Here is a 24,083-nt window from a genome sequence, read left to right on the forward strand (position 1 = left end):
CTGCACGGCGGCGGCGAGCTGCAGAGGGTCCGCCCGTAGGATGCGCCCCATGACCCGCCGCATCGATGCCTACAGCCTGCGCCTCTTCGTCTCGACCGCGCGGGCCGGCTCCATCGTGCGCGGAGCCGAGCTCGAGCACATCGCGCCCTCGGCCCTGAGCCGGCGCATCGCCGACCTGGAGCACGCCTTCGGCACCGCCCTCTTCGTGCGCTCGCCGCGCGGCATCGCCCTGACCGATGCCGGCCGCCTGGTGCTGGCGCGCGGCGAGCGCATCGACGAGGACCTGCAGTCGCTGGTGCGCGAGGTGCAGCTCGAAGGCGGCGAGATGCGCGGCACGGTCCGGCTCTACGCCAACATGTCGGCCGTGATCGGCTTCCTGCCCGAGCGCCTGCGCGCCTTCATGGCAGCGCATCCGCGGGTGGAAGTTTCGCTGCACGAGGAAGACACGCGCGACGTGATCCGCGCCTGCCTCGACGACCGCGCCGACGTGGGCGTGGGCGTCGAGACGCCGGTGCCCGCCGGCCTGGACGCCTGGCGCTTCGCGCTCGATCCGCTCCAGGTGGTGCTGCCCCTCGGCCACGCGCTCGCGCGACGCAAGACGCTGGCCTTCGCCGAGCTGCTGGCGCATCCGCTGATCGGCATCCATCGCGGCGGCGCCCTCGATCGCGGGCTGCACGAACGGGCACAGGCGCTGCAGCAAAGCTTCACCCCGGCCGTGTGGGTCAGCAGCTTCGACGCGGTGTGCCGCATGGTCGAAGCGGGCCTGGGCATCGCGGTGGTCCCGCAGAGCGCCGCGGCGGCCTACGCAGGAAGCCCGCGCTTCGTGCGCCGGCCGCTGGCAGAGGCCTGGGCGCAGCGCGAACTGCATCTCTACGCGCTGCGCAAGACGCCGCGGCCGCGGCCGGTGGCCGCGCTGATCGACGCGCTGCGCGCCTGAGGGCCCAGCTCTCGCATTTCGCGAGACCCCGTCTGCCGTCTTGGCGCTTCCCGCCGCACCGCCTGGCCGCGAAGATGCCGCATGCCAGCCGTTCAGCCAGCCGCCGCCGAAAACCCTTCCGCGCTTCGCTTCGCGCCCCGCATCCTGTTCCTCGGCGTGGCGCCCCAGGTGGCCGAACGCTGCCTGGCGGGCGACACGCCGGCGCTCGCCGAGGCCCTGCCCCTGCGCGACGACGTCTCCACCGACGAGATCACGCCGCTGCCCATCCTCACGCACTACGACGACAAGCTCGGGCGCTATCCCTACACCGGCTTCAAGGCCGGCGACAGGCTGCCGATCGGCACGAATGCGATCCGCACGAGCGGCATCGAGGTCGTGGTCGCCGGCAAGCGCTATGGCAAGGGGTCGTCCCGCGAGCACAGCCCGGCGGCGGAGAAGTTGGCCGGAGTGCGGCTCGTCATCGCCGAGAGCTTCGAGCGCATCTACCGCCAGAACGCCGACAACATCGGCCTCTTCACCTCCACCGACTTCGGGCTGATCCGGCGCATCCGCGCCGGCGAGTCGATCCCGCTCGCCGAATTGCTCGCCGGCCGCGATGCGCTGGCGGCGGCCATCCTGGAGAGCGGTGGCCTGCTTCGCTTCGGCCAGCGCTTCATGCGCGATGTGCGAAGCGCGCCGGAGGCCGGCGCCGGAGGGCCACGCACCCTGTTCGAGAAAATCGTCGCGCGGCATGCCCTCGCCACCGAACTCATCGCAGCGCATCCGGCCCGCGGCGAAGGCGCCTTCGTGCGTGCCGACTGGCGCTTCATCCACGAGTACTACACCGGCATGGCGGCCCACATGCTGCACGCCAGCTTCGGCCGGGCGCTGCAGCTCCACGAGCCGGCGTCGATCGTCGTCTTCGAAGACCACACTTCCTACGTCGAGGAAAGCCCCGCCCACGTGCGCGGGGGCCTGGTGCCCAACGTGCATCGCATGGTGGAGGCGCAGCGCGACCTCGCCGCCGAGCACGGCCTGCGCTCGCATCGCACGCTGACCGAGGATGAAGCCCGCGCCGACGACGGCAGCAACGCCGCCGGCATCTCGCACGCGATGATGGCCGAGCACTACGCGCTGCCGGGCCAGCTGGTGGTGGGCACCGACTCGCACACGCCGCACAGCGGCGCGCTGGGCTGCGTGGCCTTCGGCGTCGGCACCACCGACATGGCCAACGCCTTCATGACCGGCGCGGTGCGCCTCACCGTGCCGGAGTCGGTCCGGATCGTGCTCGAGGGCGCGCTGCGCCCCGGCGTCACCGCCAAGGACATCGTGCTGCACCTGCTGGCCGAGCCGCGCCTGCGCGCCGGCAGCGGCCTGGGCAAGGTCTTCGAGTTCTGCGGCGAGGCCGTCGCGCAGCTGTCGACCGACGAGCGCGCCACGCTCACCAACATGACGGCCGAGATGGGCGGCTTCACCGGCATCGTCGCACCCGATGCGGAAACGGTTCGCTTCCTGCGCGAGCGGCGTGGCATCGCGTTCGCACTCGAGGACTGGATGCAGAGCGACGCCGGCGCGCACTACGCCGAGACCCTGCGCATCGACTGCGGCGCCGTGCCGCCGATGGTCGCCCGCCCCGGCGACCCCGGCAACGGCATGCCGCTGGCCGAGGTGAAGGAACCGGTGCGCATCGACATCGCCTACGGCGGCTCCTGCACGGCCGGCAAGCGCGAGGACTTCGACCACTACCACACGGTGCTGCGCTGGGCCGCGGACCGCGGCCTGCGGGTTCCGGCGCACGTGTCGCTCTACCTCCAGTTCGGGACCACGGCGGTGCGCGACCACTGCGTGGCGCGCGGCTACCTCGACGCCTTCGAGCGGGTCGGCGCGCGCATCCTGCAGCCCTCCTGCGGTGCCTGCGGCAACTGCGGGCCCGGCACCTCGGAGCACGCCGAGCAGGTCACGGTGAGCGCGATCAACCGCAACTTTCCCGGCCGCGGCGGGCCGGGCCAGGTCTGGCTCGCGAGCCCGCCCACAGTCGCCGCCAGTGCCATCGCCGGCGAGTTGCTGTCTTTCGAGGCACTGCAGCGGCGCTACGCATGAACCCCACATCCAAGGATAAAAACCCATGAAGAATTCTCCCTTCCACCGATGCCTCGCGGCCTTGCTGGCCGGCGCGGGCCTGGCGCTCGCGCCATGCGTGGCCGGTGCCCAGCCCGCCGCCGGCGACAAGCCGATCCGCATGGTCGTTCCGCTCGCCGCCGGCTCCACCGTCGATGCGGTGGCGCGGGCCATCGGACCGTCCTTCGGCAAGGCCACCGGCCATCCGGTCGTGGTCGAGAACGTCGTCGGTGCCGGCGGCATCCCCGGCACCACGCAGATCGTGAAGTCGCCGAAGGACGGGCTCACCGTGGGCATGATCTCATCCAATCACGTGGTCAATCCGGGCATTTACAAGACCGTGCCGTACGACTCGCTCAAGGACATCACGCCCATCGCGGTGATCGCCACCGTGCCGCTGGTGCTCGTGGCGCATCCCTCGGTGCCCGCGAAGAACGTCAAGGAGCTGATCGCGCTCGCCAAGGCCAAGCCCGGCACGCTCAACTACGGCTCGGCCGGCAATGGCAGCACGCTGCACCTGGCGGGCGAGCTGCTGGTGAGCGAGGCCGGCATCGAGATGAAGCACGTGCCCTACCGCGGCACCGGCCCGCTGATCACCGACCTGATCGGCGGCCAGGTGCAGCTGGGCTTCGTGTCGGTGTCGCAGGTCGCGTCGCAAGTCAAGGCCGGCGCCTTGCGCGCGCTGGCGGTGTCGACGCCCACGCGCTCCGCCGCTTTGCCGGACGTTCCGACGCTGGCGGAGGCCGGCGTGCCCCGATACAGCTTCGATGCCTGGATCGCCCTCATCGGCCCCGCCGGGCTGCCGAAAAACCTCGTCGAAGCCTACAACGGCGCCATGAAGACGGCGCTGGCCTCGCCCGAGGCGCAGAACGCCATCTCCGGGCAGGGCTTGATGGTGCTGGACACCGGGCCGGATGCCGCACCGGCCTTCTTCCAGTCCGAGCTCGCGAAGCACCAGAAGCTGGTCAAGCAATCGGGCGCGACCCTCGATTGAGATGCCGGGCGCGCAGGTAGAGTGGCGCATGGTCGTCCTCTACCACTGCGTCAGTGCCCGTTCCTTTCGCCCACTCTGGATGCTCGAGGAGCTGGGTGCGCCCTATGAGCTGCGCATGCTGCCCTTCCCGCCCCGCCTGCACCAGCGCAGCTACCTCGAGGTCAATCCACTGGGCACCATCCCATTCCTGATCGACGGCGACACGCGCATGACCGAGTCGGCGGCGATCTGTCAGTACCTGGCCGAGCGCTTCGATCCGCAAAACATCAAGGGCCTGGCCGTGCGCCCGAACGAGCCCGGCTTCGGCGCCTGGCTCAACGGCCTGCACCAGGGCGAAGCCACGCTGACCTTTCCGCAGACCATCGTGCTGCGCTATGGCCACTTCGAGCCCGACGAGCGCAAGCTGCCGCAGGCGGCCGAGGACTACACGAAGTGGTTCCTGTCGCGGCTGCGCTGGATCGACGCCGTGCTGCAAGACAACGAGTTCCTCTGCGCGGGCCGCTTCACCGCCGCCGACATCTCGGTCGCCTATGCGCTGATGCTTGCCGGGCAGCTGGGGCTGCAGGCGCAGATGCCGGCTGCCGTCAACGCTTACTGGGCTCGGCTGCAGCAGCGCGAAGGCTTCGGCCGCGCACTCGCCGCCCAGCACGAGGCGGCGCTGGCCCAGGGCATCTCGCCCCAGGCCGCCGCCATTGACTGATGCGGCCCGGCAGCTCATAACCCCACGATGGATCTCCACCATCCGCTGTTCCAGGCCTTCGCGCTGCCGCTCGTCGTCGCCTTCATGGTGACCGGCATGCTGCGCGGCGCGCTGGGCCCGGTGCAGGGCCGGCGCTGGGCGGCAGCGGGCGGCGCGCTGGCCATCGTCGGCACCGCCGCGTGGATCCTGGGCTGGCGCCTGCCGCCCGGCTCGCTCACCGAGAGGCTGCCGTGGATCTATGCCATCGTGGCGCTGGCCGGCCTGGGCCTGGAGGCCGTGCATGCCGGGCGCCGAACCGAGTGGCTGACGGCCAGCATCCTGTGGGCGCTCGCGTTGGCGAGCCTGGCCGCGCAAGCGCTGCCGCTCATGATCGGCCTCTGGGTGCTGGGCACGGCCGTGATCCGCGCCGTGCTGCGGGAGCACGCGGCCCGCGCCAACGCGGCCGCGATCCTCGTCGTGGCCAGCCTGGGCCTGGCTGCCATCGCGATGACATCCGGCTCGGCGCTGCTCTTCGAATTGAGCCTGGCGCTGGCCGCCGCGGTGGCGGGGTGTGCGCTGTGGCTCTGGCCTTTCGTGCGCATCGCCTTCGGCGCGGCCGGTGCCCTCGTTTCGACGCTGGCCTGGCTGGCACTGACGCTCGCTACGGCGCTGCTGACGGAAGCTCGACCCCTGACGCTGCTGCTGCTTGCCGGCGCCTTCACCGCGGGCCCGCTCGTGCACTGGGGACGCCGCCGCCTGCAACGCGCCGCGCCGCCCCCGAGCGCAAGCGCCCGCACCTGGGTCGAGCCGCTGATCGTGGCCGCGGTCGCCACCGCCTGGGTGGCGGCTGCATTGGCCTTCGCGCAGTGGGGCGGCACCGGCGCGCCGGGTGCTGCGACGGACGACCCCTACTACAAGCCAAGGTGGTGAATGCCCGCGACCTGCGCCCCCTCATGACCCCGACCCCACGCGCGCGGCCCGGCGTGGAAGCGCTGTGGCCCCTTTGCCTCGCCATCGTGCGCCACCGCCGGGGCATGGGCCCGCCACCGGCGCCCGATGCACTGCAGCCCTTCACCCGTCACCCGACGCATGGCCTCATGCTCGACGAGGACGCATGGGACGAAGAAGCCCTCGAGCTCTTCGCGCTGCTCAAGCCCGCGCTCGACCGCCCGCCCGAAGGCCCCGCCTGGGTGATCGGCCAGCTGGGCCAGAGCCTCGACGGCTGCATCGCCACGCGCGGCGGCGATTCCAACTTCGTGAACGGGCCGCAGGTGCTGCAGCACCTGCACCGGCTGCGCGCGCTGTGCGACGCCGTGATCGTGGGCGCCGGCACCGCCGCCATCGACAACCCACAGCTCACCACCCGCCAGGTGACGGGTGAGCATCCGGTGCGGGTGCTCATCGACCCCTCGCTGCGGCTGGCGCCGACGCTGCGGGTGCTGTCGGACCGGCAGGCCCCCACGCTGCTGGTCTGCGATGCGGCGCGCGAGGACGAGGCGGCGCGGCGCGTGGGCGCCGAGCAGGTGCTGGGCGTGCCTGGCCTGATGTCGAATACCGATGGCACGCCCGATCTGCGCGCGCTGCTGCCCGTCTTGCAGGAGCGCGGCCTGCGAGTGCTCTTTGTCGAAGGCGGTGGGATCACCGTCTCGCGCTTCATCGCGCAAGGGTGCATGGACCGGCTGCATCTCAGCGTCGCGCCGGTGCTGATTGGCAACGGGCGGCCGGGGCTGTCGCTGCCGGGCGGCGCGGCGATGCGCGATTGCCCGCGGCCCGTTTCACGCGTGTTCCGTATGGGGGCGGATGTGCTGTGGGATCTGGATTTGCGGGCGGCGAGTTCGCCCCCTTGAGAGCGCAATCGTGACCACCAACACCTGACGCGCAGGCCCGGCGCGCGTCGGCTATTGAATGGTCAAGCTGCCCTAGTGGCTTCAGCGCCTTTGGGGGGCGTACCTACGCTGGCAGCGCCAAGAGGTCCATGTGCCCCACGTGCAGGCGACTGCGCGGCGCTGACGCCCGCCGTTGCTTCTGCCACGCTCGAACGAGCGCGTGGGCGCCCGGACCCTGCTCCAGCGCCGCGCTGCCCATGCCGTCGATCATGGCCTGCAGCATGGTCGTGTCCTCGATGTGCCAGTCGCTACGCGACTGACTCACGCCGTAGCCCATGGCCGCCAGTCGAGCGGCCGCCATCGCCGGGGCTTCGCCGCCGAGCGCCGGCCCGAAACCCTTGTCGCGCCGCTGGTGCGCCGCGAACAGCCGGTGTACGGCTTCGTCCTCTTCGACCACCGGTTCCCAGCTCACCCGCCCATCGACGCTGAGCGCGAAGAACACCGCCGCCTTCGCCTTTTGCACTCGCTCGAACAGCGCATCGAGCCAGGATGCGGACACCAGGTCCAGCAGTGCCGCGGCGGTGACGAGCTGCGCGTCCGCGAAGGGCACAGCCTCCAGCGCGCTCCCAAGGTCAGCGCAGCGCCATCGAACATCTGCATTCCAATCCGGTCCCTCGATGCGAAGGGACTCGGACTCGGCCCGCAAGACCAGGCCTTGCGCGCGCGACCACGCCGCGAAGGCGCTGGGCAGCGCAGCCAGCAGCAGCGGATCATGGTCGATCAGCAGCCAGCGCTGCGCGCCGCCCAGCCTCGGCGCGAGCGCGCGCAGATTGGCGCCGGTGCCGCAAGCCAGGTCCAGGACGTCGAGCGGTTGCGCATTCCGGCGCATCCGGGCTGCCATGCCGCGCAAATCCAGCGTCGCGGCAGATTCAGCACGCGCCGCAAGATCGTGAGGCTCGCGCAGCGCAAGCCAATCGGCGCTGAATCCCGTCATGGCAAAGTCGCCGATCGCTCGAAGCCCGCGAGCGCAGATGCGAAGCGCGCGCTGCTTTGCGCCCAGCTCGGCAGGCGGCTCCGCGCGGCGCGCGCGCCGGCGCCCAGCAGCGCACGCCAGGCCGCATCGTCCATCAGGCGCTGCAGTGCGGCGCGCAATTCGACGACATCGCCGGGCGTCACCAGCATGCCCGCTGTATCCGGCACGGTGTCGGGGATGGCGCCTGCGCGCGTGCTGATCACCGGCAGCCCATGCGCCAGCGCCTCGGCCAGCGCCATGCCGTAGCCCTCGTGGAAGGAGGGCAGCACGAAGGCATCGGCCTTGGCATAGAGCGCGCGCAGGCCCGTCTCGTCCTGCTCGCCGTGCAGCAGCACGCGTTCGCGCAGGCCATGGGCATCGATGGCCTGCGCAAGCGCGGACGCGCACGCGCCATCCATCGTGAGGCTGCCGGCGCAATGCAGCACCCAGCGCCGGTCCTTCAATCCGGCGAGCGCCTCGACCAGCAAGGCATGGCCCTTGCGCGGCGTCACGGTGGCGACGCACAGCAGCGACAGGGCTTCGCCGCCCGAACCCGTGGCCAGCGGCGCCGGCTCGGTGCCCGGCTCGACCACGACGATGCGCGAAGGCTCGACCTCGAAGTCCGCGAGCGCGCGTGCCGTGGCATGGCTGGTGACGATCACGCCCCGTGCATGGGCGAGCGCGCGCCGCTCGCTGTCGGCGAGGTCCTGCTGCCGGGCCGCATCCAGCCCCGTTTCCAGCGCCAGCGGATGGTGGACCAGCGCAACCCAGCTCAGCCGCTGCGCATGCTGCCGCATGAGCTCGGGCAGCACGCCGAAGGCCAGCCCATCGACGACGGCGAGCGCCCCATCGGGCAGCCCTTCGACCACGCGCGCAGCGCGCGCCAGTGCGGCCGCATCCGGTGCCGGATAGCCTTCGCCCAGCGACAGCACCTCGACCACCCACTGCCGCGCACGCAGGCCCTCGATGATGTGCCGGTCATAGGTGTAGCCGCCGGTGCGCGTGTGCAGGTCGCCCGGCACCAGGAAGCTGCAGCGGCCTTCGCCCGTCAAAGCGCCGCCTCGTAGGCCGCCCAGGCCACATGCGATTCGTTGAGCCGCACGCGCATGGCCGCGAGCCCGCTGGCATGCGGGCCGAGCTCGCCGGCCGCGATGCGCGCGGCGACGCGGTCGAAGATCACGCGCGCCATGAACTCGGTGGTGGTGTTGCGGCCCTCGAAGGCCGGGTCCTCGTCGAGGTTGCGCAGGTTGAACTCGGCCAGCACGCTGCGCAGGACCTCCGTGGCGCGCGCGATGTCGACCACCATGCCGTCGGCATCGAGCTCGGCGCGGCGCAGCTCCAGGTCGACCACATAGGTCGCGCCATGCAGGCGCTGCGCCGGACCGAAGGCCGCGCCGCGGAAGCTGTGGGCAATCATGAAGTGGTCGCGGACATTGACGCTGTACATGGGCTTCCTTGCGAGTGAGTCGGTGAAGAGTTCAGGGGTAGTCGATGCGATGGCACAAGGTCTGGGGCGCGCCCGCGGCCAGGCGCGCCAGCACGGCCGGCAGCTCGTCGAAGGGCGCCGCGTCGGTCAGCAGCGCATCGAGCGCCGGATCGCGCAACAGTGCCAGCGCCAAGGCCAGCCGGCGGCCATGACTCCAGCGCGCGCGCTGCGACTGCGCGACATGCCCGACCTGCGAGCTCCTGAGCGTGAGCCGCCGTGAATGAAAGGCCTCGCCCAGCGGCAGCGCGACGGCCTGGCGGCCGTACCAGCTCATCTCAAGCACCGTGGCCTCGAAAGCGGCGAGCCGCAGCGCCGTGGCCAGGCCCTCGGCCTTGCCGCTGGCATGGATGACGAGGTCCGCATCGGGGCGCGCGGCCTGCGGGCTCGCCAAGCTCAGCCCCAGTTGCTCGGCCACCGCACGGCGCCCGGGATTCGTGTCGACGACCTCGACCTCGCAGCCCGGCATGCGTCCGGCCAGCCAGGCGGCCAGCAGCCCCACCACGCCCGCGCCCACCACCGCGATGCGATCGCCGATGTGCGGCGCCGCATCCCACAGCGCGTTGACGGCCGTCTCCATGTTCGCTGCGAGCACGGCGCGCGCCGGTGGCAGGCCCTCGGGCAGCGGATGCACCGCCTCGGCCGGCACGACGTAGTGGGTCTGGTGCGGATAGAGGCAGAAGACCGTGCGCCCCAGCAGTGCCGGCGGCCCCTGCTCGACCACGCCCACGCTCGCGTATCCATACTTGAGCGGCGCCGGGAAGTCACCCTCCTGGAACGGCGCCCGCATGCGCTCGTACTCGCTCTCGGGCACCTCGCCGCGAAACACCAGCAGCTCGGTGCCGCGGCTGATGCCGCTGTGCAGCGTGCGCACCCGTACCTCGCCCGGGCCGGGCACGGCCAGCGCGGACGGCCGCAGGCCGGCGCGCCCCGGCCCCTCGACCCAGCAGGCCCGGGGCTCGCCCGGGGCGACGCGAGATGGATTTGCTGGCATGCTCCTTGGGTCGTCGATTCGTGTTCGGCAACCGATCTTAAGACCATGCTCACGCGATCCTCCGATGTGCCCGCGGGCGGCGCCGAACGGCTGGCCGCGCTGCGGCGCGACGCCTGGCACGAGGCCCTGCCCTGCTTCGTTCTGCTGGCCGCACTGGCTGCCCTGGTGGGGCGCCTGGGCGCGTTCGGGCCGTGGTTCCAGCTCAAGGCGCTGGCCGTGTTCGCCGCGGCCTTCGCGCTGGTGCTCGCTGGCCTCGCCTCCCACGCACCGAACGCGCGTTTCGGCGCCGCCAATCGCGTGACGCTGGGGCGCCTGGCGCTGATCGCGCTGCTGGCCGCCCTGGTCGGCGAGGTGGTCGCCGATGCCGTCGCCTGGGGCTGCATCACGGTCGCCACCGGCGCAGCGCTGCTCGATGCGCTCGACGGCCCGCTCGCGCGCCGCGGCGGCCTCGCCAGCGATTTCGGCGCGCGCTTCGACATGGAGACCGACGCGCTGCTGGTGCTGGTGCTGTCGCTGCTGGCGCTTCATTTCGGCAAGGCCGGCGCATGGATCCTGGCCGCGGGCCTGATGCGCTATCTCTTCGTGCTGGCCGCGCGGCCCTGGCCGTGGCTGGCGCGCGCACTGCCGCCCAGCCAGCGCCGCAAGACGGTGTGCGTGGTGCAGATCGCCAGCCTGATCGTGTGCCTGTGCCCGGTCATCGCGCTGCCCTGGAGCCGTGCCCTCGCGGCCGCGAGTCTGGCCCTGCTGGCGGCGTCCTTCGCAATCGACATCGCGTGGCTGGTGCGCCATCGACAACTCTCCCTGGAAACCGCGACATGAAAGCTCCCGCCGTGCGCACGCTGTGCGCAAGCTTCCTGCTGGCCCTTGCCGCGGTCTCCGCGCGCGCCGAGCCGGCCCGCTACGAGCTCGACCCCGAGCATCTCACCGCGGCCTTCCTGGTCGACCACATCGGCTACGCCAAGGTGCTGGGCATGTTCCGCGCCGCGCGCGGCAGCTACAGCTTCGACGAAGCCACCGCCGCGCTCAGCCAGGTGCGCATCGAGATCGACACGCTGAGCGTATTCAGCAACTACGCCAAGCGCGACCAGCATCTGAAGAGCGCGGACTTCCTCAACAGCGCCGAATTCCCGCGCATGGTGTTCACTGCGGCCAACGCCAAGCTCACCGGCGAGCGCACCTTCGAGATCGCAGGCCAGCTCGAGTTGCTGGGCCGCTCGCAGCCGCTCACCCTCAACGCGACCTGGAACAAGAGCGGCACCTCGCCCATCGACAAGAACTACATCATGGGCGTCTCGGCGCGCGGCAGCTTCAAGCGCAGCACCTACGGGATGCGCTACGGCGTCGACAACGGCTGGGTCGGCGACGAGGTCGCGCTGATCATCGAGTTCGAAGCCAGGCGCAAGTGATGAGCGCACAGCGGTCCTCGATGCCGCCGGCGGGCTGGGGCCGCTGGCTCGCGCGCATCGCTTTGCCGCTGCTGCTGCTCAATGCGCTGCTGACGCTGGAGAACCACGGCCCCGGGCTGTGGCCGCGCCCGGCGCTGCGGCTGTCCTTCGAGCTGGTCGTGGCGCTGGTGGCGCTCTCGGCCTGGATGGGGTGGCGCGGTCAACCCGGAACGCGCGCGCTGCGCCTGCTGTCGGCCGCGAGCGCCTGCTGGATCGTCGCGCGCTACCTCGACGTCACGGTGTCGGCCGTGTTCGGCCGGCAGCTCAACCTCTACTGGGACAGCCGCCACGCGCTGGAGGTGCTGCGCATGGGCGAGTTCTCGGCCTGGCAGATCGGCCTGGGCGCGTTGGCCGTGCTGGCCGTGCCGCTGCTGCTGTACGGCCTGGCGCTGCAGTGCTGGCGCGCGATCGCGCAGGCCCTGGCCTGGCCGCGGCCGCGGCCCGCGATCGGGCTGGCCGGCCTGCTGCTCGGCGCCTGTTTTGCGGCGCACGGCATCGGCGGGCGCGACACGCGCTGGTTCTTCTCCATGCCGGTGGCGCCGATCCTCGCCCACCAGGCCGGCGTGCTGGCCGGCCAATTGCTGCCCGGACAGGCGAGCGTGCGACTCTCGCCCAGCCCGGACTTCGCGCACGGCAGTCTCGCCGGCCTGCGCGGCGCGGACGTGCTGCTGCTCTTCGCCGAGTCCTACGGCGCCACCACACTGGACAATCCGCAACAGGCCGCCGCGCTCGCGCCGCGGCGCGCGGCCTTCGCGCAGGCGCTCGCGGCCGGCGGCCTGCAGGTGGTGTCGGCGCGCGTGCGCTCGCCCACCTACGGCGGCGCGTCGTGGCTGGCCCATGCTGAATTGCTGAGCGGCGTGGACATGCAGGACCCCGGCGCCTACGAACTGCTGCTGGCCACACAGCGGCCGACGCTGGTGCGCCACTTCCAGGCCCATGGCTGGCGCACCGTGAACTGGATGCCCGGCCTGCAGCGGCCCTGGCCGGAAGGCAGCTTCTACGGCTACGACCGCTATGGCGACGCCGAACGCATCGGCTACCGCGGGCCGGCCTTCGGCTACTGGCGCATTCCCGACCAGGCCTCGATGGCGTTGCTGCACGCGCAGGAGCTGGCGGCCCCGCCCGGCCAGCGCGCGCCGCGCTTCATGGTCTTCGCGACGCTCGCGAGCCATGCGCCCTTTCGGCCGCTGCCGCCCTACGTCACCGACTGGGACAAGCTCGCGGGCAGCGAGGCCTACACGCCGGCCGAGCTGGCGCAATCGCTGGCCGCGCCGGTCTCGTGGCAGACACCCGTGCCGGCCTACCTCGAATCCCTGGCCTACACCTTCCAGTGGCTGGGGGACTACCTCGAGCACCGCGCGCCGCGGCAACTGCTCACCATCGTGATCGGCGACCACCAGCCGCTGGCCAGCGTGAGCGGCGCGGGCGCCTCGTGGGACGTGCCGATCCACATCATCAGTGCCGATGCCGCGCTGCTGCGGCGCTTCGAAGCAGCGGGCTTCAGGCCGGGCCTGCTGCCGCAGGAGGGGCCCGCGCAGACGCGCATGGAGGCGCTCACGCCGCTGCTGCTCGCCGTTTTCGATGGCAGCCCCACGCGCGTGCCGGGCACGGCGGAATAAGACGGGCCTGCCCGCTTCTTCCGAGCAATAGTTCATAGCCGTGCGGCGCGTGCTCTGGTACTTTTCACCCCATGCGTGCCCTACCTCTTCTCGCCAGCATCACCGTCCTCGCCACTGCCTGGTGGCTGGGTTCCTTCACCGGTCTGCTGATCGCGATCGGCGCCTGCTTCGCGCTCGCCGCCGCGGTCTTCGCCTTCTCCCGAGCCGGCAAGGAGGCCCGCGAGTCGAAGGAGATGCAGCGCGCCTTCGGCCGCAGCACCACCTTCCTCGCCGGCCTGCGCAAGCGTTGAAGGGGGCCCTCGGCCAGCGCGCTCAGCCGAAGGCCGACTTGGCCACCGCGACCTCGGTCTCGCGCGGCAGCGTCACGGCGTTCTTCACCGCCAGGATCTCCGCCATCACGCTCACCGCAATCTCGGGCGGCGTCTTGCTGCCGATGTAGATGCCGATGGGCCCCCGCAGGCGCGCGAGCGAAGCCTCGGTCTGGTCGAAGTGCTCGATCATGCGTTCGCGCCGGGCCTGCGCGTTGCGGCGCGAGCCGATCGCGCCGACGTAGAAGGCCTCGCTCTGCAGCGCCTCCAGCAGCGCCAGGTCGTCGAGCTTGGGGTCGTGCGTGAGCGCGACCACGCAGCTGCGGCGGTCGGGCTTGAAGGCGAGCACCGCGTCGTCGGGCATCTCGGTGCTGATGGCGACGCCGGGCGTCGACCAGGCCGTGCGGTACTCGGCGCGCGGGTCGCACAGGGTGACCGCGAAGCCGCTGAACTTGGCCATGGTCGACAGGTACTCGGCCAGCTGGCCGGCGCCGATCAGCAGCATGCGGTACTCGGGCCCGAAGGTGTTGACCAGCTCCTGGTCGTTGACCACGAGCTCGGCCGGCGCGCCCGCCTCGGCCAGCCGCACGGCGCCGTCGGCCAGCGAGACCGTGCGCTGCATCAGCCGCCCCTGTTCGAGCGCCTCGACGAGCGTGGCCAGCGAGGCGGCGTCGGGGTCGTATTCGAGCAGCAGCTCCAGCGTGCCGCCGCAGGGCAGGCCGAAGCGGTGCGCCTCGTCGGCGGTGATGCCGTACTTGACCAGTGCCGGCGGGCCGGAAGGCATCTCGCCCTGCGCGCCATGGGCGCGGCTGTAGCGGGCGATCAGGTCGTCTTCGATGCAACCGCCCGAGACCGAGCCGACCACCGCGCCGTCCTCCGCCAGCGCCATGATCGAGCCGACCGGCCGCGGCGAGGAGCCCCAGGTGCGCACCACCGTCGTGAGCAGCGCGCGGCGGCTTGCGAGCCGCCAGTCGCGCAGCGTGCGCAGGACCATCACGTCGAGGTTTTCCATTCCCGTCTTCCGTCTACCGTCTTCCGTTGCGCTATTCGCCCGGCTTCTCGCCGTTGCCGCCCTCGGGCGTGTCGTCCTTCTTGCCGAAGCCCATCTTGCGCATCAGGCCCGCCATCGTGCCGGTCTTCTCTGCCGGTTCCGCAGCCGACGCTTCCGCGCTCTCGGCCGCGGGCGGCGGGCCGTAGCGCGCCTGCATCTCGGCCTCGAAGCGCTTGAAGAAGTCGTCGGCCGTGGACTTGGCAGCGCCGTCGATCAGCCGCTGGCCCAGCTGCGCGATCTTGCCGCCCACCTGCGCCTGCACCGTGTAGTCGAGCTCGCAGGCCGGCGCCTGCGCATCGGCCACCGGCTTGAGCGAGACGCTGGAAGATCCCTTGGCGAAACCCGCCACGCCGCCCTGCCCCTCGAAGGAGAGCTTGTAGCTGTCGGGCGGCATGATGTCGGCCAGCCGCACCTTGCCGTTGAACTTGGCCGAGACCGGGCCGATCTTGACCGCCAGCGCCACCGTGTATTCGTTGTCGCCGGAGGGCTCGAACTTGTCGCAGCCGGGGATGCACTTCTTCAGCGTCTCGGGATCGTTGAGCGCCTCCCAGGCCTGCTGCTGCGTGATCGGGAGCTGGCGGTTGCCGAGCATTTCCATGGTGGTGTCCTTTTGGTTAGCGGCCGCAGCGCATCAGCGCCGCGAGGCTCGAGGCCAGTTGTTCCAGTGCGTTCAGATTGTGGACCGCGAGCATCGCGTCCGCATGGCGGTGCAGCACCGCCGCCCCGCGCGCAAGCGGGGCATAGCCTTCGTAGCGCAAGAGCGGGTTGAGCCACAGGACGCGCCGCGAATGGCGCTTGAGCCACTGCAGCTCGTGCTCCAGCACCTCGGGCTCGCCGGTGTCCAGGCCGTCGCTGATCACCAGCACCAGGGTGCGGCGGCCGGTAAGGCGGCGCGCATGGTTCCGGCGCAGCTCGGCCAGCGAGGCGCCCAGGCGCGTGCCGCCGGCGAAATCGGCGATGGCCTGGCCGGCGGCGCCCAGCATCGCGTCGGTGTCGGCGATGCGGAAGGCCGGCGTCAGGTCCGTCAACTGCGTGCCGAAGGCGAACACGTCGCGCCGCCCGGCACGCCGCGTTGCCGCATGCAGGAAGGCCAGCAGCAGGCGCGCATAGCGCTCCATCGAACCCGAGACGTCGATCAGCACCAGCAGCGGCAGCGGCTGCGTGCGCCGGGAGAGCCGCGGCAGGCGCAGCATCTCGCCGCCGGTGCGGCCGGCCTCGTGCCAGACGCCGGGCCAGTTCATGCGCGAATGCGCGCGCGCGTTGCCGGCCGCATGCAGGCGGCGCGCCGCCACGGTGGGCACCGGCAGCGCGACGTCGCGCGCCAGCCGCTCGACCAGCCGGTACTCGGCGGCGCCCAGCGCGTTGAAGTCGGCATGGTGCATGCGCTGGCGGTCGCTGGCGGTCATGGCCGCATCGAAGTCCACCTCGCGCTCGGTCTGCGCGGCCTGCACCGGATCGCGCGGCGCCGCCAGTGCCTCGCGCACCCGCGGCCGGCGCTTCGAGGGCTCGGCCTTGCCCTCGGCGCTGGGCAGCATCTGCGAGAGCAGCTTGTTGGCAAGCTCCGGGTCGCGGAACCAGGCATCGAAGAGCTCGCGGAAGACCCCGCGGTCCTGCTCGCGGCTGATCATCACCGCCTCCATCGCGGCCGCAAGGTCGGGCCGGCTGTCCACGCCCACCAGCATCGCGGCCTCGGCCGCGAGCGCGATGCGCGCGGAGTCGGTGCGCACGCCCGCGCGGCGCAAAGCGCGGCCGAAGCCGGCCATGTTGTCGGCCAGCTTGCCGCGGCGGGCGTCACCGAGCTGCTGCATGTCGCTACCCGTGAAGACCGACGGTCTTCATGTCCCCGCCTCCTCGGGCTTCAACAGATCCGAGGCCAGCTCCAGCGTCAGCGCCGCCACGTCATCGCGCTGCTTGAAGAGGATGCCCGCGGTGTCGACCACGACCTCGGGGTCGAGCGCGAGCGTGTCGAGCGCGATCAGCGCCCGGGCCCATTCCACGCTCTCGGCAATGCCGGGCGCGCGCTGGAAGGCGTTCGCGAAGGGCGCGCTGCGCAGCCGCGCGACGAAATCCGCCACCTGTTCGGACAGCCGCGCGCTGGCCCCCGGCGCCTGCGCGCGCACGATGGCGAGCTCGCGCTCGCGCTCCGGATAGTCCAGCCAGTGGTAGAGGCAACGACGCTTGACCGCGTCGTTGAGCTCGCGCGTGCGGTTGCTGGTGAGCAGCGTGACCGGCGGCACCAGCGCGCGCACCGTGCCCAGCTCGGGAATGCTGACCTGGTATTCGCCCAGGTATTCGAGCAGGAAAGCCTCGAAGGGCTCGTCGGCGCGGTCGACCTCGTCGATCAGCAGCACCGCGCCGGGTGCCGGCGCCTGCAGGGCCTGCAGGAGCGGCCGGCGGATCAGGTAGTGCGGCTGGTAGACCTCGGCCTCCACGTCGCGCGCGGCGCCGTGCGCCTCGGCCGCACGCATGTGCAGCAGCTGCGCCGCGTAGTTCCATTCGTAGAGCGCCTCGCGCTGCTCCAGGCCGTCGTAGCACTGCAGCCGCAGCAGCTCGCGCTGCAGGGCACTCGACAGCGCCTTGGCCAGTTCGGTCTTGCCCACGCCGGGCTCGCCCTCCAGCAGCAGCGGGCGCTGCAGCTTGAGCGCGAGAAAAACCGCCGTCGCCAGCCGCCGGTCGGCGTAGTAGCCGGCCTGCTCGAGGCCCGCGATGACAGAGTCGATGCTGGGAAAAATCATTCTTGAACGCAGAGGACGCAGAAGATCCGCAGAAGTCGCAGACGATACCCGCCGAAGCTTTTCAGTGTTTTTTCTGCGCCTTCTGCGAAAGCTCCGCGCCCTCTGCGTTCGGTTCCCGCATCCTCAGCCCAGCGCCTTGCGCACGGCCCGCTGCGTGAGCACGCTGATCAGGTTGGCGCGGTAGGCGGCCGTCGCATGCAGGTCGCTGTTGAGATCGCTCGCATCGATCTTCACGCCGGCCGCGGACTCGGGCGTGAAGCTCTTGGCCAGTGCGTCCTCGAGCCCCTGGTGGCGGAACACGCCGTTGCCCGCACCGGTGACGGCCACGCGCACGCCGCCGTCGCCCTGGGTCAGGAAGATGCCGACCAGCGGGAAGTTGGAGGCCTTCTGCCGCAGCTTCTCGTAGGCCGCGCGCTTCGGCACTGGGAAGCGGACCGCGGTGATCAGTTCGCCCTCTTCCAGCGCGGTGGCGAACAGCCCCTGGAAGAAGTCGTCGGCCGCGATCTCGCGCTTGCTGGTGATCACGGTCGCGCCCGAGCCCAGCACCGCGCTGGGGTAGCAGGCCGAGGGATCGTTGTTGGCCAGCGAGCCGCCGATGGTGCCCATGGCCCGCACCTGCCGGTCGCCGATGTGGTCGGCCAGCCAGGCCAGCGCCGGGAAGGCGGCCTTGATCTCGGCGTTGGCACCGACGTCGAGATGGCGCGTCATGGCGCCGATCACGAAGGCGTTGCCCTCTTTCTTGATGCCGGCGAGCTCCTTGATGCCGCCGAGGTCGACCAGTTGCTCGGGCGCCGCGAGGCGCAGCTTCATCGAGGCCAGCAGGGTCTGGCCGCCGGCCAGCAGCTTGCCGCCGGCCGCGGCCAGCTTGGCCGCATCCGCCACGCTGGCGGGACGTTCGAGGGTGAAGGCGTACATGTTGGTTTTCCTCCGTGGTCAGGGCGCCGGGCGCCCTTGGGTGCTGGCGGTCAAGGCGGCTTGTTGCGGTTCCTGCGTCGGGCTCACGCTGCCCTTCTGGATCGCTTCCCACACGCGGTGGGGCGAGGCCGGCATGTCGAAGTCCTTGACGCCCAGCGGCGCCAGCGCATCGAGCACTGCGTTGATCAGCGCCGGCGGCGAGCCGATGGCGCCGGCCTCGCCGCAGCCCTTGGTGCCCAGCGGGTTGTGGGTGCAGGGCGTGCAGGTGGTGTCCAGCTTGAACATCGGGAAGTCGTCGGCGCGCGGCATGGCGTAGTCCATGAAGCTGCCGGTGAGCAGCTGGCCGCTCTCCTTGTCGTAGACGCAGTTCTCCATCAGCGCCTGGCCCAGACCCTGCACGATGCCGCCGTGCACCTGGCCCTCGACGATCATCGGGTTGATGATGGTGCCGAAGTCGTCCACCGCGGTGAAGCGATCGATCTTCACCTCGCCCGTCTCCTTGTCCACCTCCACCTCGCAGATGTAGGTGCCGCCCGGGAAGGTGAAGTTGGTCGGGTCGTAGAAGGCGGTTTCGTCCAGCCCCGGCTCCAGCTTGTCGAGCGGGTAGTTGTGCGGCACGTAGGCCGTCAGCGCCACCTGGCCGAAGGGAATCTTCTTGTCGGTGCCCTTGACGGTGAACTCGCCGTTGGCGAATTCGACGTCGGCATCGCTCGCCTCCATCAGGTGGGCGGCGATCTTCTTGGCCTTGGTCTCGATCTTGTCGAGCGCCTTCATGATCGCCGCGCCGCCGACCGAGATCGAGCGCGAGCCGTAGGTGCCCATGCCGAAGGGCACGCGGCCGGTGTCGCCGTGCACCACGTCCACGTTCTCGACCGGAATGCCCAGGCGCGCCGCCACCACCTGCGCAAAGGTGGTTTCATGGCCCTGCCCATGGCTGTGCGAGCCGGTGAAGACGGTCACGCTGCCGGTCGGGTGTACGCGGATCTCGCCGCACTCGAACAGGCCCGCGCGTGCGCCCAGGGCACCCGCGATGTTGGAAGGCGCGATGCCGCAGGCCTCGATGTAGCTGGAGTAGCCGATGCCGCGCAGCTTGCCCTTGGCCTCGGTCGCCTTCTTGCGCTCCGCGAAGCTGGCCACCTCGGCCAGGTCCTTCGCCTTGTCCATGGAGGCGTGGAAGTCGCCCGTGTCGTACTGCAGCGCGACCGGCGTCTGGTAGGGGAACTGGGTGATGAAGTTGCGCTTGCGGATCTCGTCCTGGCCCAGGTTCATTTCCCAGGCGCAGCGCGAGACCAGGCGCTCCAGCAGGTAGGTCGCCTCCGGCCGGCCCGCGCCGCGGTAGGCATCGACCGGCGCGGTGTTGGTGAACCAGGCATCGACCTCGACGTAGATCTGCGGCGTGGTGTACTGGCCCGCCAGCAGCGTGGCGTAGAGAATGGTCGGCACCGCGGTCGAGAAGGTCGACAGGTAGGCGCCCAGGTTGGCGTCGGTGTGCACGCGCAGCGCGAGGAACTTGCCGTCCTTGTCCATCGCCATCTCGGCATGGCTCACGTGGTCGCGGCCGTGGGCGTCGGACAGGAAGGCCTCGGAGCGCTCGCCGGTCCACTTGATGCTGCGGTTGAGCTGCTTGGCGGCCCAGGTCAGCGCCACATCCTCGGCGTAGAGGAAGATCTTGGAGCCGAAGCCGCCGCCCACGTCGGGCGCGATCACGCGCACCTTGTGCTCGGGCAGGCCCAGCACGAAGGCCGTCATCAGCAGCCGCTCGACGTGCGGGTTCTGGTTGGCGACGTAGAGCGTGTACTCGTCGTTGGCGCGGTTGTAGCTGCCGATGGCGACGCGCGGCTCCATCGCGTTGGGTATCAGGCGGTTGTTGACCAGGTCCAGCTTGGTGACGTGCGCCGCCTTGGCAAAGACCGCATCGACCTGCGCCTTGTCGCCCAGCGCCCACTTGTAGCACTGGTTGTCGGGCGCCGCGTCATGAAGGGTGACGCCGCCGGCCTTCTTCGCCGCGTCTGCCACGCTCACCAGCGCGGGCAGCACGTCGTAGTCGACCTCGATCGCCTCGGCGGCGTTCTTGGCGTTCTCCACCGTATCGGCCACCACCATCGCCACGTGATCGCCGACGTAGCGCACCTTGCCGATGGCGAGGATCGGGTGCGGCGGCTCCTTCATCGGCGTGCCGTCGGGGTTGTTGATGAGCCAGCCGCAAGGCAGCCCGCCCATCTTGCCGTCGATGTCCTTCCCGGTGAAGATGCCCACCACGCCGGGCATCTTCGAGGCCGCCGCGGTGTCGATGGACTTGATCGCCGCATGCGCATGCGGCGAGCGCAGGAACACGGCATGGCTCTGGTTGGCCAGGTTCACGTCGTCGGTGTACTGCCCGGCACCGGTCAGGAAGCGGTAGTCTTCCTTGCGCTTGAGTGCCTCGCCGATGTGCGGCAGCTTCGCGAAGTCGGGTGCGCCCATGGTGGTGCTCCTTATGCCGTGGCCGCGGTGGCCGGCGCGGCCGCCATGGCCTCGCCGCCCATCTGCACGGCCTTGACGATGTTCTGGTAGCCCGTGCAGCGGCACAGGTTGCCGTCCAGCAGCTCGCGGATCTCGGTCTCGCTGGCCTTGGGGTGGTGCTTGCACAGGTCGATGGCGCTCATCACCATGCCCGGGGTGCAGAAGCCGCACTGCAGGCCGTGGCACTCCTTGAAGGCCGCCTGCATCGGATGCAGCGTGCCGTCGGGCTGCGCGATGCCCTCGATGGTGGTGATCTCGGCGCCGGCCACCTGGGCCACCAGCACGTTGCAGGACTTGACCGCGCGGCCGTCGACGTGGATCGTGCAGGCGCCGCACTGCGCGGTGTCGCAGCCCACGTGCGTGCCCGTCAGCTGGAGGTGCTCGCGAATCGCTTGCACGAGGAAGGTGTTGGGGGGCGCATCGACCGTGACCGCGCGGCCGTTGACCGTGAATGAAACCTGCATGTGGCTGTCTCCGTTTTGGTGATGGCTGAGCAACTGGAATGTTGGACGCGGGGCAGGGCCACAACCCTAGGCAAAACCCTAGGCGCTTGCGGGTTGTCCTTGAAATTCTCAAAATGAAACATCCTGCCGCGCGCGCAGGCCGTCGACATGCGTCGATGGCGACGCCCCTCCATCACGATGAGCACACCTTCAACGCCCCTGCCTGAGCGCTCCCTGACCATCGCCCAGGCGCGGCGCGAATGGATCGAGGGCGAGCCCGCGGGCACACGCGGCGCCCGCATCGAACCCTGGCTGCTGCGCTCCTGGCAGCGCTGCCTCGCGGCCGGCCACCGGCCGCAGCAGCGGGTGAGCTTCGACCCGGTCACGCGCCACGCGATCCACCGGGCGGCCGAGCGCAACCGGGCCCTGCTCGCCGCCGCGCGGCCGGTGCTCGCGCGGCTGTCGCGCGCCATCGCCGACACCCGCTACTTCGCGATCCTGACCGACGCCGAGGGCATCGTGATCGAGGTCGGCGCCCTGCCCGGCGGCAGCAACCCCGCGGACCGCCATGCACGCGACATCGCGCGCGTCGGCGTCGACCTGTCGGAGCGCGCGGTCGGCACCACCGCCATCGGCGCCGCGCTGGCCGAGCACGAACCGGTGTGGCTGCACCGCGGCGAGCACTTCTTCGACGCCACCAGCATCTACAGCTGCGCGGGCGCCCCGCTGTTCGGCCCGCAAGGGGAATGCATCGGCATGCTGGACCTGACCGGCGTGCAGGTGGCCGAGCGCCCCGAGCTGCGGCACCTGGCGGCGCAGTCGGCGCGCAGCATCGAGAACGCGATGGTGCACAGCCATCCTTGCACGCTGCGGCTGCGCCTGGACTGGCCGGGCTACGGCGCCGGGCCGGGAAGCGAAGGCCTTCTGTGCGTCGATGCCGACGGCCGCGTCACGGCCAGCAACACTGTGGCGCGCCAGATGCTGCACCAGCCGCCGGGCGCGGAGGCGCCGCCGCACTGCAACGAGCTGTTCGCGCTGCCGCCGCAGATGCTCTTCGACGCGGCGCGCCGCGGCGACGCGGTGCTGGAGGTGCCGCTGTGGTCCGGCCTGCGCGTGCAGGCCAGGCCGCAGCTCGCCGATCGCGCGCCGCTGGGGCATGCAGCCGCCTCCGAGCGCCCGCGCCTGCGCGACGTCGAGGCCGCGTTGATCCGCCGCGCGGTCGACGATGCGCGCGGCAACGTGGCCGAGGCGGCGCGTGCGCTGGGCATCAGCCGCGCGACCGTCTATCGCAAGCTGGGCGGGGGTCGGGGCAAGTCGGCGTGAGCCCGCCGCGCCGGCTCGTCGGCGAAGACCGACGCGAGCCGCCGAAATCCCCGCGCAAGCGCGGCTGGGCCGGCCATTCCAGAATCGCGGCATGAACACCAACTACGCAAGCATCGAGCCCTCCCGTGCGGAGGTCGACGGTCTGTCCGGTTCCACCGTGGTCGAGTTCGGCGCCCCCTGGTGCGGCATCTGCAAGGCGGCGCAGCCGCTCATCGCGAAGGCCCTGGCCGGGACGCAGCCGCTGCGGCATTTGAAGATCGAGGACGGCAGTGGGCGCCCGCTGGGGCGCTCCTTCGGCATCAAGCTCTGGCCGACGCTGGTCTTCCTGCGCGACGGGCAGGAGGTGGGGCGGCTGGTGCGGCCCAACAGCGTGGATGAGATTTCGGACGAGCTCACGCGGCTCGCCCAGCCTGCCTAGGGGCTGCTCAGAAGTCCTGCACCTGCCACTCGTAATCGAGCGCCACCTCGCCCAGCAGCCGCAGCCGCGTGCCCGCATCCGCCGCAAGCGCCTCCACGATCTTCGCGTTGTAGCCCACGAGAATCGCCTTGGCCTTGTCCGCAAACTCCGGCGCCACCCCCTGGTCCTCGTAGCGGCGCACATAGGACTGCGCCGCGACGCCGATCACAAAGTAAAGCCCCGCATTGCCCGGGTCGTCCTTCATCGCCTGGTAGGCGTCCTTCGCCAGGATCTTGAACGAATCGGTGCCGGATTCGGCGCGCTCGAAGCGCGTCGCGGTGTCTTGGAAATTCATCGGTTCCTCGTCAAACTGAATTGGGTGGGCCGCGCCGGCCTCATGGCATGCGCTCCAGCAGCCGGCGCAGCTGCTGCGCGCCGCTCCTGCCCTTGTAGGCCGCCTTCCACAGGCGGTCGATCATCTCTTCATACATGGCGACCGCCTCCGGCGAGGCCGTGACGGTGCCGATGCCGTTGCGCACGTTGGGCAGCTCGCCGAAGCGGAAGGGGCTCACCGCCACCACCGCATGGTGCGGGCCGGAGAAGACCTGGAAGGTGGCGGCCGGCATCGCGTCGTCCACCACGCCGATGCGCACGTGCAGCGGCTCGCTCTCCATCAACTCGGCCATGCGCAGCACCTCGCTGCGCGCCGCCTGGATGCGCTCGGCATGCACCGCCTCGGGCAGGTCCAGCCGGCCGACCAGGCCGGTGTGGACGAAGCGCTCGATCTCGCGCAGGCCGACCAGGCTCACGATGTGCGGGCGCCGCGATTCGAAGAAGGCCTTGCGCTCGGCCAGGATGCGCAGCATCTGCTCGATGTCGGCCGGCCGCGGCCCCTTGGCGCCGCCGCGCGGCGCGGCCTCGAGCAGCATCTCGCGCAGGTGGCGCAGGTAGTTGTCGGAGGTGAGCAGCAGCGAGATCGGCTCGAAGTGCGAAATGATGCGCTCCGAGCTCTGCTCCAGCTGGCGCATGCGCTCCATCAGCCCGAGCACGGTGCCGTAATACTCGACCTCGACACCCAGCAGCGAGGCCATCGAGGTGCCCAGCAACCGGGCCAGGCGTTCCAGCGTCTCGATCTTGACGATCTCGCCCTTCTCCATGCGGTAGACCACCGCGCGCGACACGCCCAGCTGCTCGGCCACGTCCTCCGCCAGCAGCGAGGCGCCGATGCGGTAGGCCCGCAGCCGGTCGCCCAGGGCCTGGTAGTCGATGGACGAGGAAAAGCTCGTGTCGGCGTCGGGCATCGGCTGGAGGAGTACGGGCATG

The 24,083-nt window shown here is 71.0% G+C and carries 25 protein-coding genes; 12 read left to right on the forward strand and 13 right to left on the reverse strand.

Annotated features, from left to right (window positions below; translation table 11 throughout):
* Positions 1-49 precede the first annotated feature (49 nt).
* The 6 genes from AC3A6X_RS11125 (at position 50) to AC3A6X_RS11150 (ending at position 6,554) form a co-directional block, all read left to right on the forward strand.
* A complete protein-coding gene (locus AC3A6X_RS11125; protein ID WP_487842215.1) occupies positions 50-937 on the forward strand; it encodes a LysR substrate-binding domain-containing protein in 888 nt (295 codons plus the stop codon).
* A gap of 81 nt (positions 938-1,018) precedes the next feature.
* Positions 1,019-3,016 carry an aconitase family protein gene (locus AC3A6X_RS11130; RefSeq protein ID WP_487842216.1) on the forward strand — a complete coding sequence of 666 codons (1,998 nt, stop codon included), beginning with the start codon at positions 1,019-1,021 and terminating at the stop codon, positions 3,014-3,016.
* A gap of 25 nt (positions 3,017-3,041) precedes the next feature.
* Positions 3,042-4,028 (forward strand): Bug family tripartite tricarboxylate transporter substrate binding protein, encoded by a 987-nt coding sequence (locus AC3A6X_RS11135; protein ID WP_487842217.1) that lies wholly within the window; start codon positions 3,042-3,044, stop codon positions 4,026-4,028.
* A 28-nt stretch (positions 4,029-4,056) separates the two neighbouring features.
* Positions 4,057-4,728, forward strand: coding sequence for a glutathione S-transferase family protein (locus tag AC3A6X_RS11140; protein WP_487842218.1), 672 nt, complete (start codon positions 4,057-4,059; stop codon positions 4,726-4,728).
* 27 nt (positions 4,729-4,755) lie between these two features.
* Positions 4,756-5,637 (forward strand): hypothetical protein, encoded by an 882-nt coding sequence (locus tag AC3A6X_RS11145; protein WP_487842219.1) that lies wholly within the window; start codon positions 4,756-4,758, stop codon positions 5,635-5,637.
* A 23-nt stretch (positions 5,638-5,660) separates the two neighbouring features.
* Positions 5,661-6,554 (forward strand): RibD family protein, encoded by an 894-nt coding sequence (locus AC3A6X_RS11150; protein WP_487842220.1) that lies wholly within the window; start codon positions 5,661-5,663, stop codon positions 6,552-6,554.
* 103 nt (positions 6,555-6,657) lie between these two features.
* Here AC3A6X_RS11150 and AC3A6X_RS11155 read toward each other — a convergent pair whose 3' ends face one another.
* Genes AC3A6X_RS11155 through AC3A6X_RS11170 form a run of 4 tightly spaced genes read right to left on the reverse strand, consistent with a single transcriptional unit; the run spans position 6,658 to position 10,022 of the window.
* Positions 6,658-7,527, reverse strand: coding sequence for a class I SAM-dependent methyltransferase (locus AC3A6X_RS11155; RefSeq protein WP_487842221.1), 870 nt, complete (start codon positions 7,525-7,527; stop codon positions 6,658-6,660).
* On the reverse strand, positions 7,524-8,597 hold the full coding sequence (locus AC3A6X_RS11160) for a glycosyltransferase family 4 protein (protein WP_487842222.1): 1,074 nt from the start codon (positions 8,595-8,597) through the stop codon (positions 7,524-7,526). Before AC3A6X_RS11160 ends, AC3A6X_RS11155 begins: the two co-directional genes overlap by 4 nt.
* Positions 8,594-8,992, reverse strand: a complete 399-nt coding sequence (locus AC3A6X_RS11165; RefSeq protein WP_309970298.1) for a 6-pyruvoyl trahydropterin synthase family protein — start codon at positions 8,990-8,992, stop codon at positions 8,594-8,596. The genes AC3A6X_RS11160 and AC3A6X_RS11165 overlap by 4 nt, the downstream gene beginning before the upstream one ends.
* A gap of 31 nt (positions 8,993-9,023) precedes the next feature.
* Complete coding sequence (locus AC3A6X_RS11170) at positions 9,024-10,022, reverse strand: zinc-dependent alcohol dehydrogenase (protein WP_487842223.1); 999 nt, start codon at positions 10,020-10,022, stop codon at positions 9,024-9,026.
* Positions 10,023-10,067: 45 nt separating this feature from the next.
* On the opposite strand from AC3A6X_RS11170, the gene AC3A6X_RS11175 reads away from it, so the two are divergent.
* The 4 genes from AC3A6X_RS11175 (at position 10,068) to AC3A6X_RS11190 (ending at position 13,376) form a co-directional block, all read left to right on the forward strand.
* Entirely contained in the window at positions 10,068-10,841 is a 774-nt protein-coding gene (locus AC3A6X_RS11175) for a CDP-alcohol phosphatidyltransferase family protein (protein WP_487842224.1), read from the forward strand.
* On the forward strand, positions 10,838-11,428 hold the full coding sequence (locus AC3A6X_RS11180; protein WP_487842225.1) for a YceI family protein: 591 nt from the start codon (positions 10,838-10,840) through the stop codon (positions 11,426-11,428). The genes AC3A6X_RS11175 and AC3A6X_RS11180 overlap by 4 nt, the downstream gene beginning before the upstream one ends.
* On the forward strand, positions 11,428-13,086 hold the full coding sequence (locus tag AC3A6X_RS11185) for a hypothetical protein (RefSeq protein ID WP_487842226.1): 1,659 nt from the start codon (positions 11,428-11,430) through the stop codon (positions 13,084-13,086). The genes AC3A6X_RS11180 and AC3A6X_RS11185 overlap by 1 nt, the downstream gene beginning before the upstream one ends.
* A gap of 71 nt (positions 13,087-13,157) precedes the next feature.
* Positions 13,158-13,376 carry a hypothetical protein gene (locus tag AC3A6X_RS11190; protein ID WP_487842227.1) on the forward strand — a complete coding sequence of 73 codons (219 nt, stop codon included), beginning with the start codon at positions 13,158-13,160 and terminating at the stop codon, positions 13,374-13,376.
* A gap of 22 nt (positions 13,377-13,398) precedes the next feature.
* Here AC3A6X_RS11190 and AC3A6X_RS11195 read toward each other — a convergent pair whose 3' ends face one another.
* From AC3A6X_RS11195 to AC3A6X_RS11225, 7 genes are all read right to left on the reverse strand, one after another.
* Positions 13,399-14,406, reverse strand: a complete 1,008-nt coding sequence (locus tag AC3A6X_RS11195) for an XdhC family protein (RefSeq protein ID WP_487842228.1) — start codon at positions 14,404-14,406, stop codon at positions 13,399-13,401.
* 31 nt (positions 14,407-14,437) lie between these two features.
* Positions 14,438-15,043, reverse strand: coding sequence for an SRPBCC family protein (locus tag AC3A6X_RS11200; protein WP_487842229.1), 606 nt, complete (start codon positions 15,041-15,043; stop codon positions 14,438-14,440).
* Positions 15,044-15,059: 16 nt separating this feature from the next.
* A complete protein-coding gene (locus tag AC3A6X_RS11205) occupies positions 15,060-16,253 on the reverse strand; it encodes a vWA domain-containing protein (protein WP_487842230.1) in 1,194 nt (397 codons plus the stop codon).
* A gap of 27 nt (positions 16,254-16,280) precedes the next feature.
* A complete protein-coding gene (locus tag AC3A6X_RS11210; RefSeq protein ID WP_487842231.1) occupies positions 16,281-17,180 on the reverse strand; it encodes an AAA family ATPase in 900 nt (299 codons plus the stop codon).
* 123 nt (positions 17,181-17,303) lie between these two features.
* Positions 17,304-18,095, reverse strand: coding sequence for an FAD binding domain-containing protein (locus AC3A6X_RS11215; RefSeq protein WP_487842232.1), 792 nt, complete (start codon positions 18,093-18,095; stop codon positions 17,304-17,306).
* 18 nt (positions 18,096-18,113) lie between these two features.
* A complete protein-coding gene (locus tag AC3A6X_RS11220) occupies positions 18,114-20,558 on the reverse strand; it encodes a xanthine dehydrogenase family protein molybdopterin-binding subunit (RefSeq protein WP_487842233.1) in 2,445 nt (814 codons plus the stop codon).
* 11 nt (positions 20,559-20,569) lie between these two features.
* Positions 20,570-21,061, reverse strand: a complete 492-nt coding sequence (locus AC3A6X_RS11225; protein WP_309970342.1) for a (2Fe-2S)-binding protein — start codon at positions 21,059-21,061, stop codon at positions 20,570-20,572.
* Positions 21,062-21,238: 177 nt separating this feature from the next.
* Between AC3A6X_RS11225 and AC3A6X_RS11230 the strand changes: the two genes are divergently transcribed.
* Together AC3A6X_RS11230 and AC3A6X_RS11235 are read left to right on the forward strand one after the other, a co-directional pair.
* Positions 21,239-22,363 (forward strand): helix-turn-helix domain-containing protein, encoded by a 1,125-nt coding sequence (locus AC3A6X_RS11230; RefSeq protein WP_487842234.1) that lies wholly within the window; start codon positions 21,239-21,241, stop codon positions 22,361-22,363.
* A gap of 91 nt (positions 22,364-22,454) precedes the next feature.
* Positions 22,455-22,781, forward strand: coding sequence for a thioredoxin family protein (locus AC3A6X_RS11235; RefSeq protein WP_487842235.1), 327 nt, complete (start codon positions 22,455-22,457; stop codon positions 22,779-22,781).
* 7 nt (positions 22,782-22,788) lie between these two features.
* Here AC3A6X_RS11235 and AC3A6X_RS11240 read toward each other — a convergent pair whose 3' ends face one another.
* Positions 22,789-23,115 (reverse strand): hypothetical protein, encoded by a 327-nt coding sequence (locus AC3A6X_RS11240; RefSeq protein ID WP_487842236.1) that lies wholly within the window; start codon positions 23,113-23,115, stop codon positions 22,789-22,791.
* A gap of 40 nt (positions 23,116-23,155) precedes the next feature.
* Complete coding sequence (locus AC3A6X_RS11245) at positions 23,156-24,082, reverse strand: helix-turn-helix domain-containing protein (protein ID WP_487842237.1); 927 nt, start codon at positions 24,080-24,082, stop codon at positions 23,156-23,158.
* Position 24,083 lies beyond the last annotated feature (1 nt).

The sequence above is a fragment of the Variovorax sp. Soil_C_12 genome (assembly GCF_057657375.1).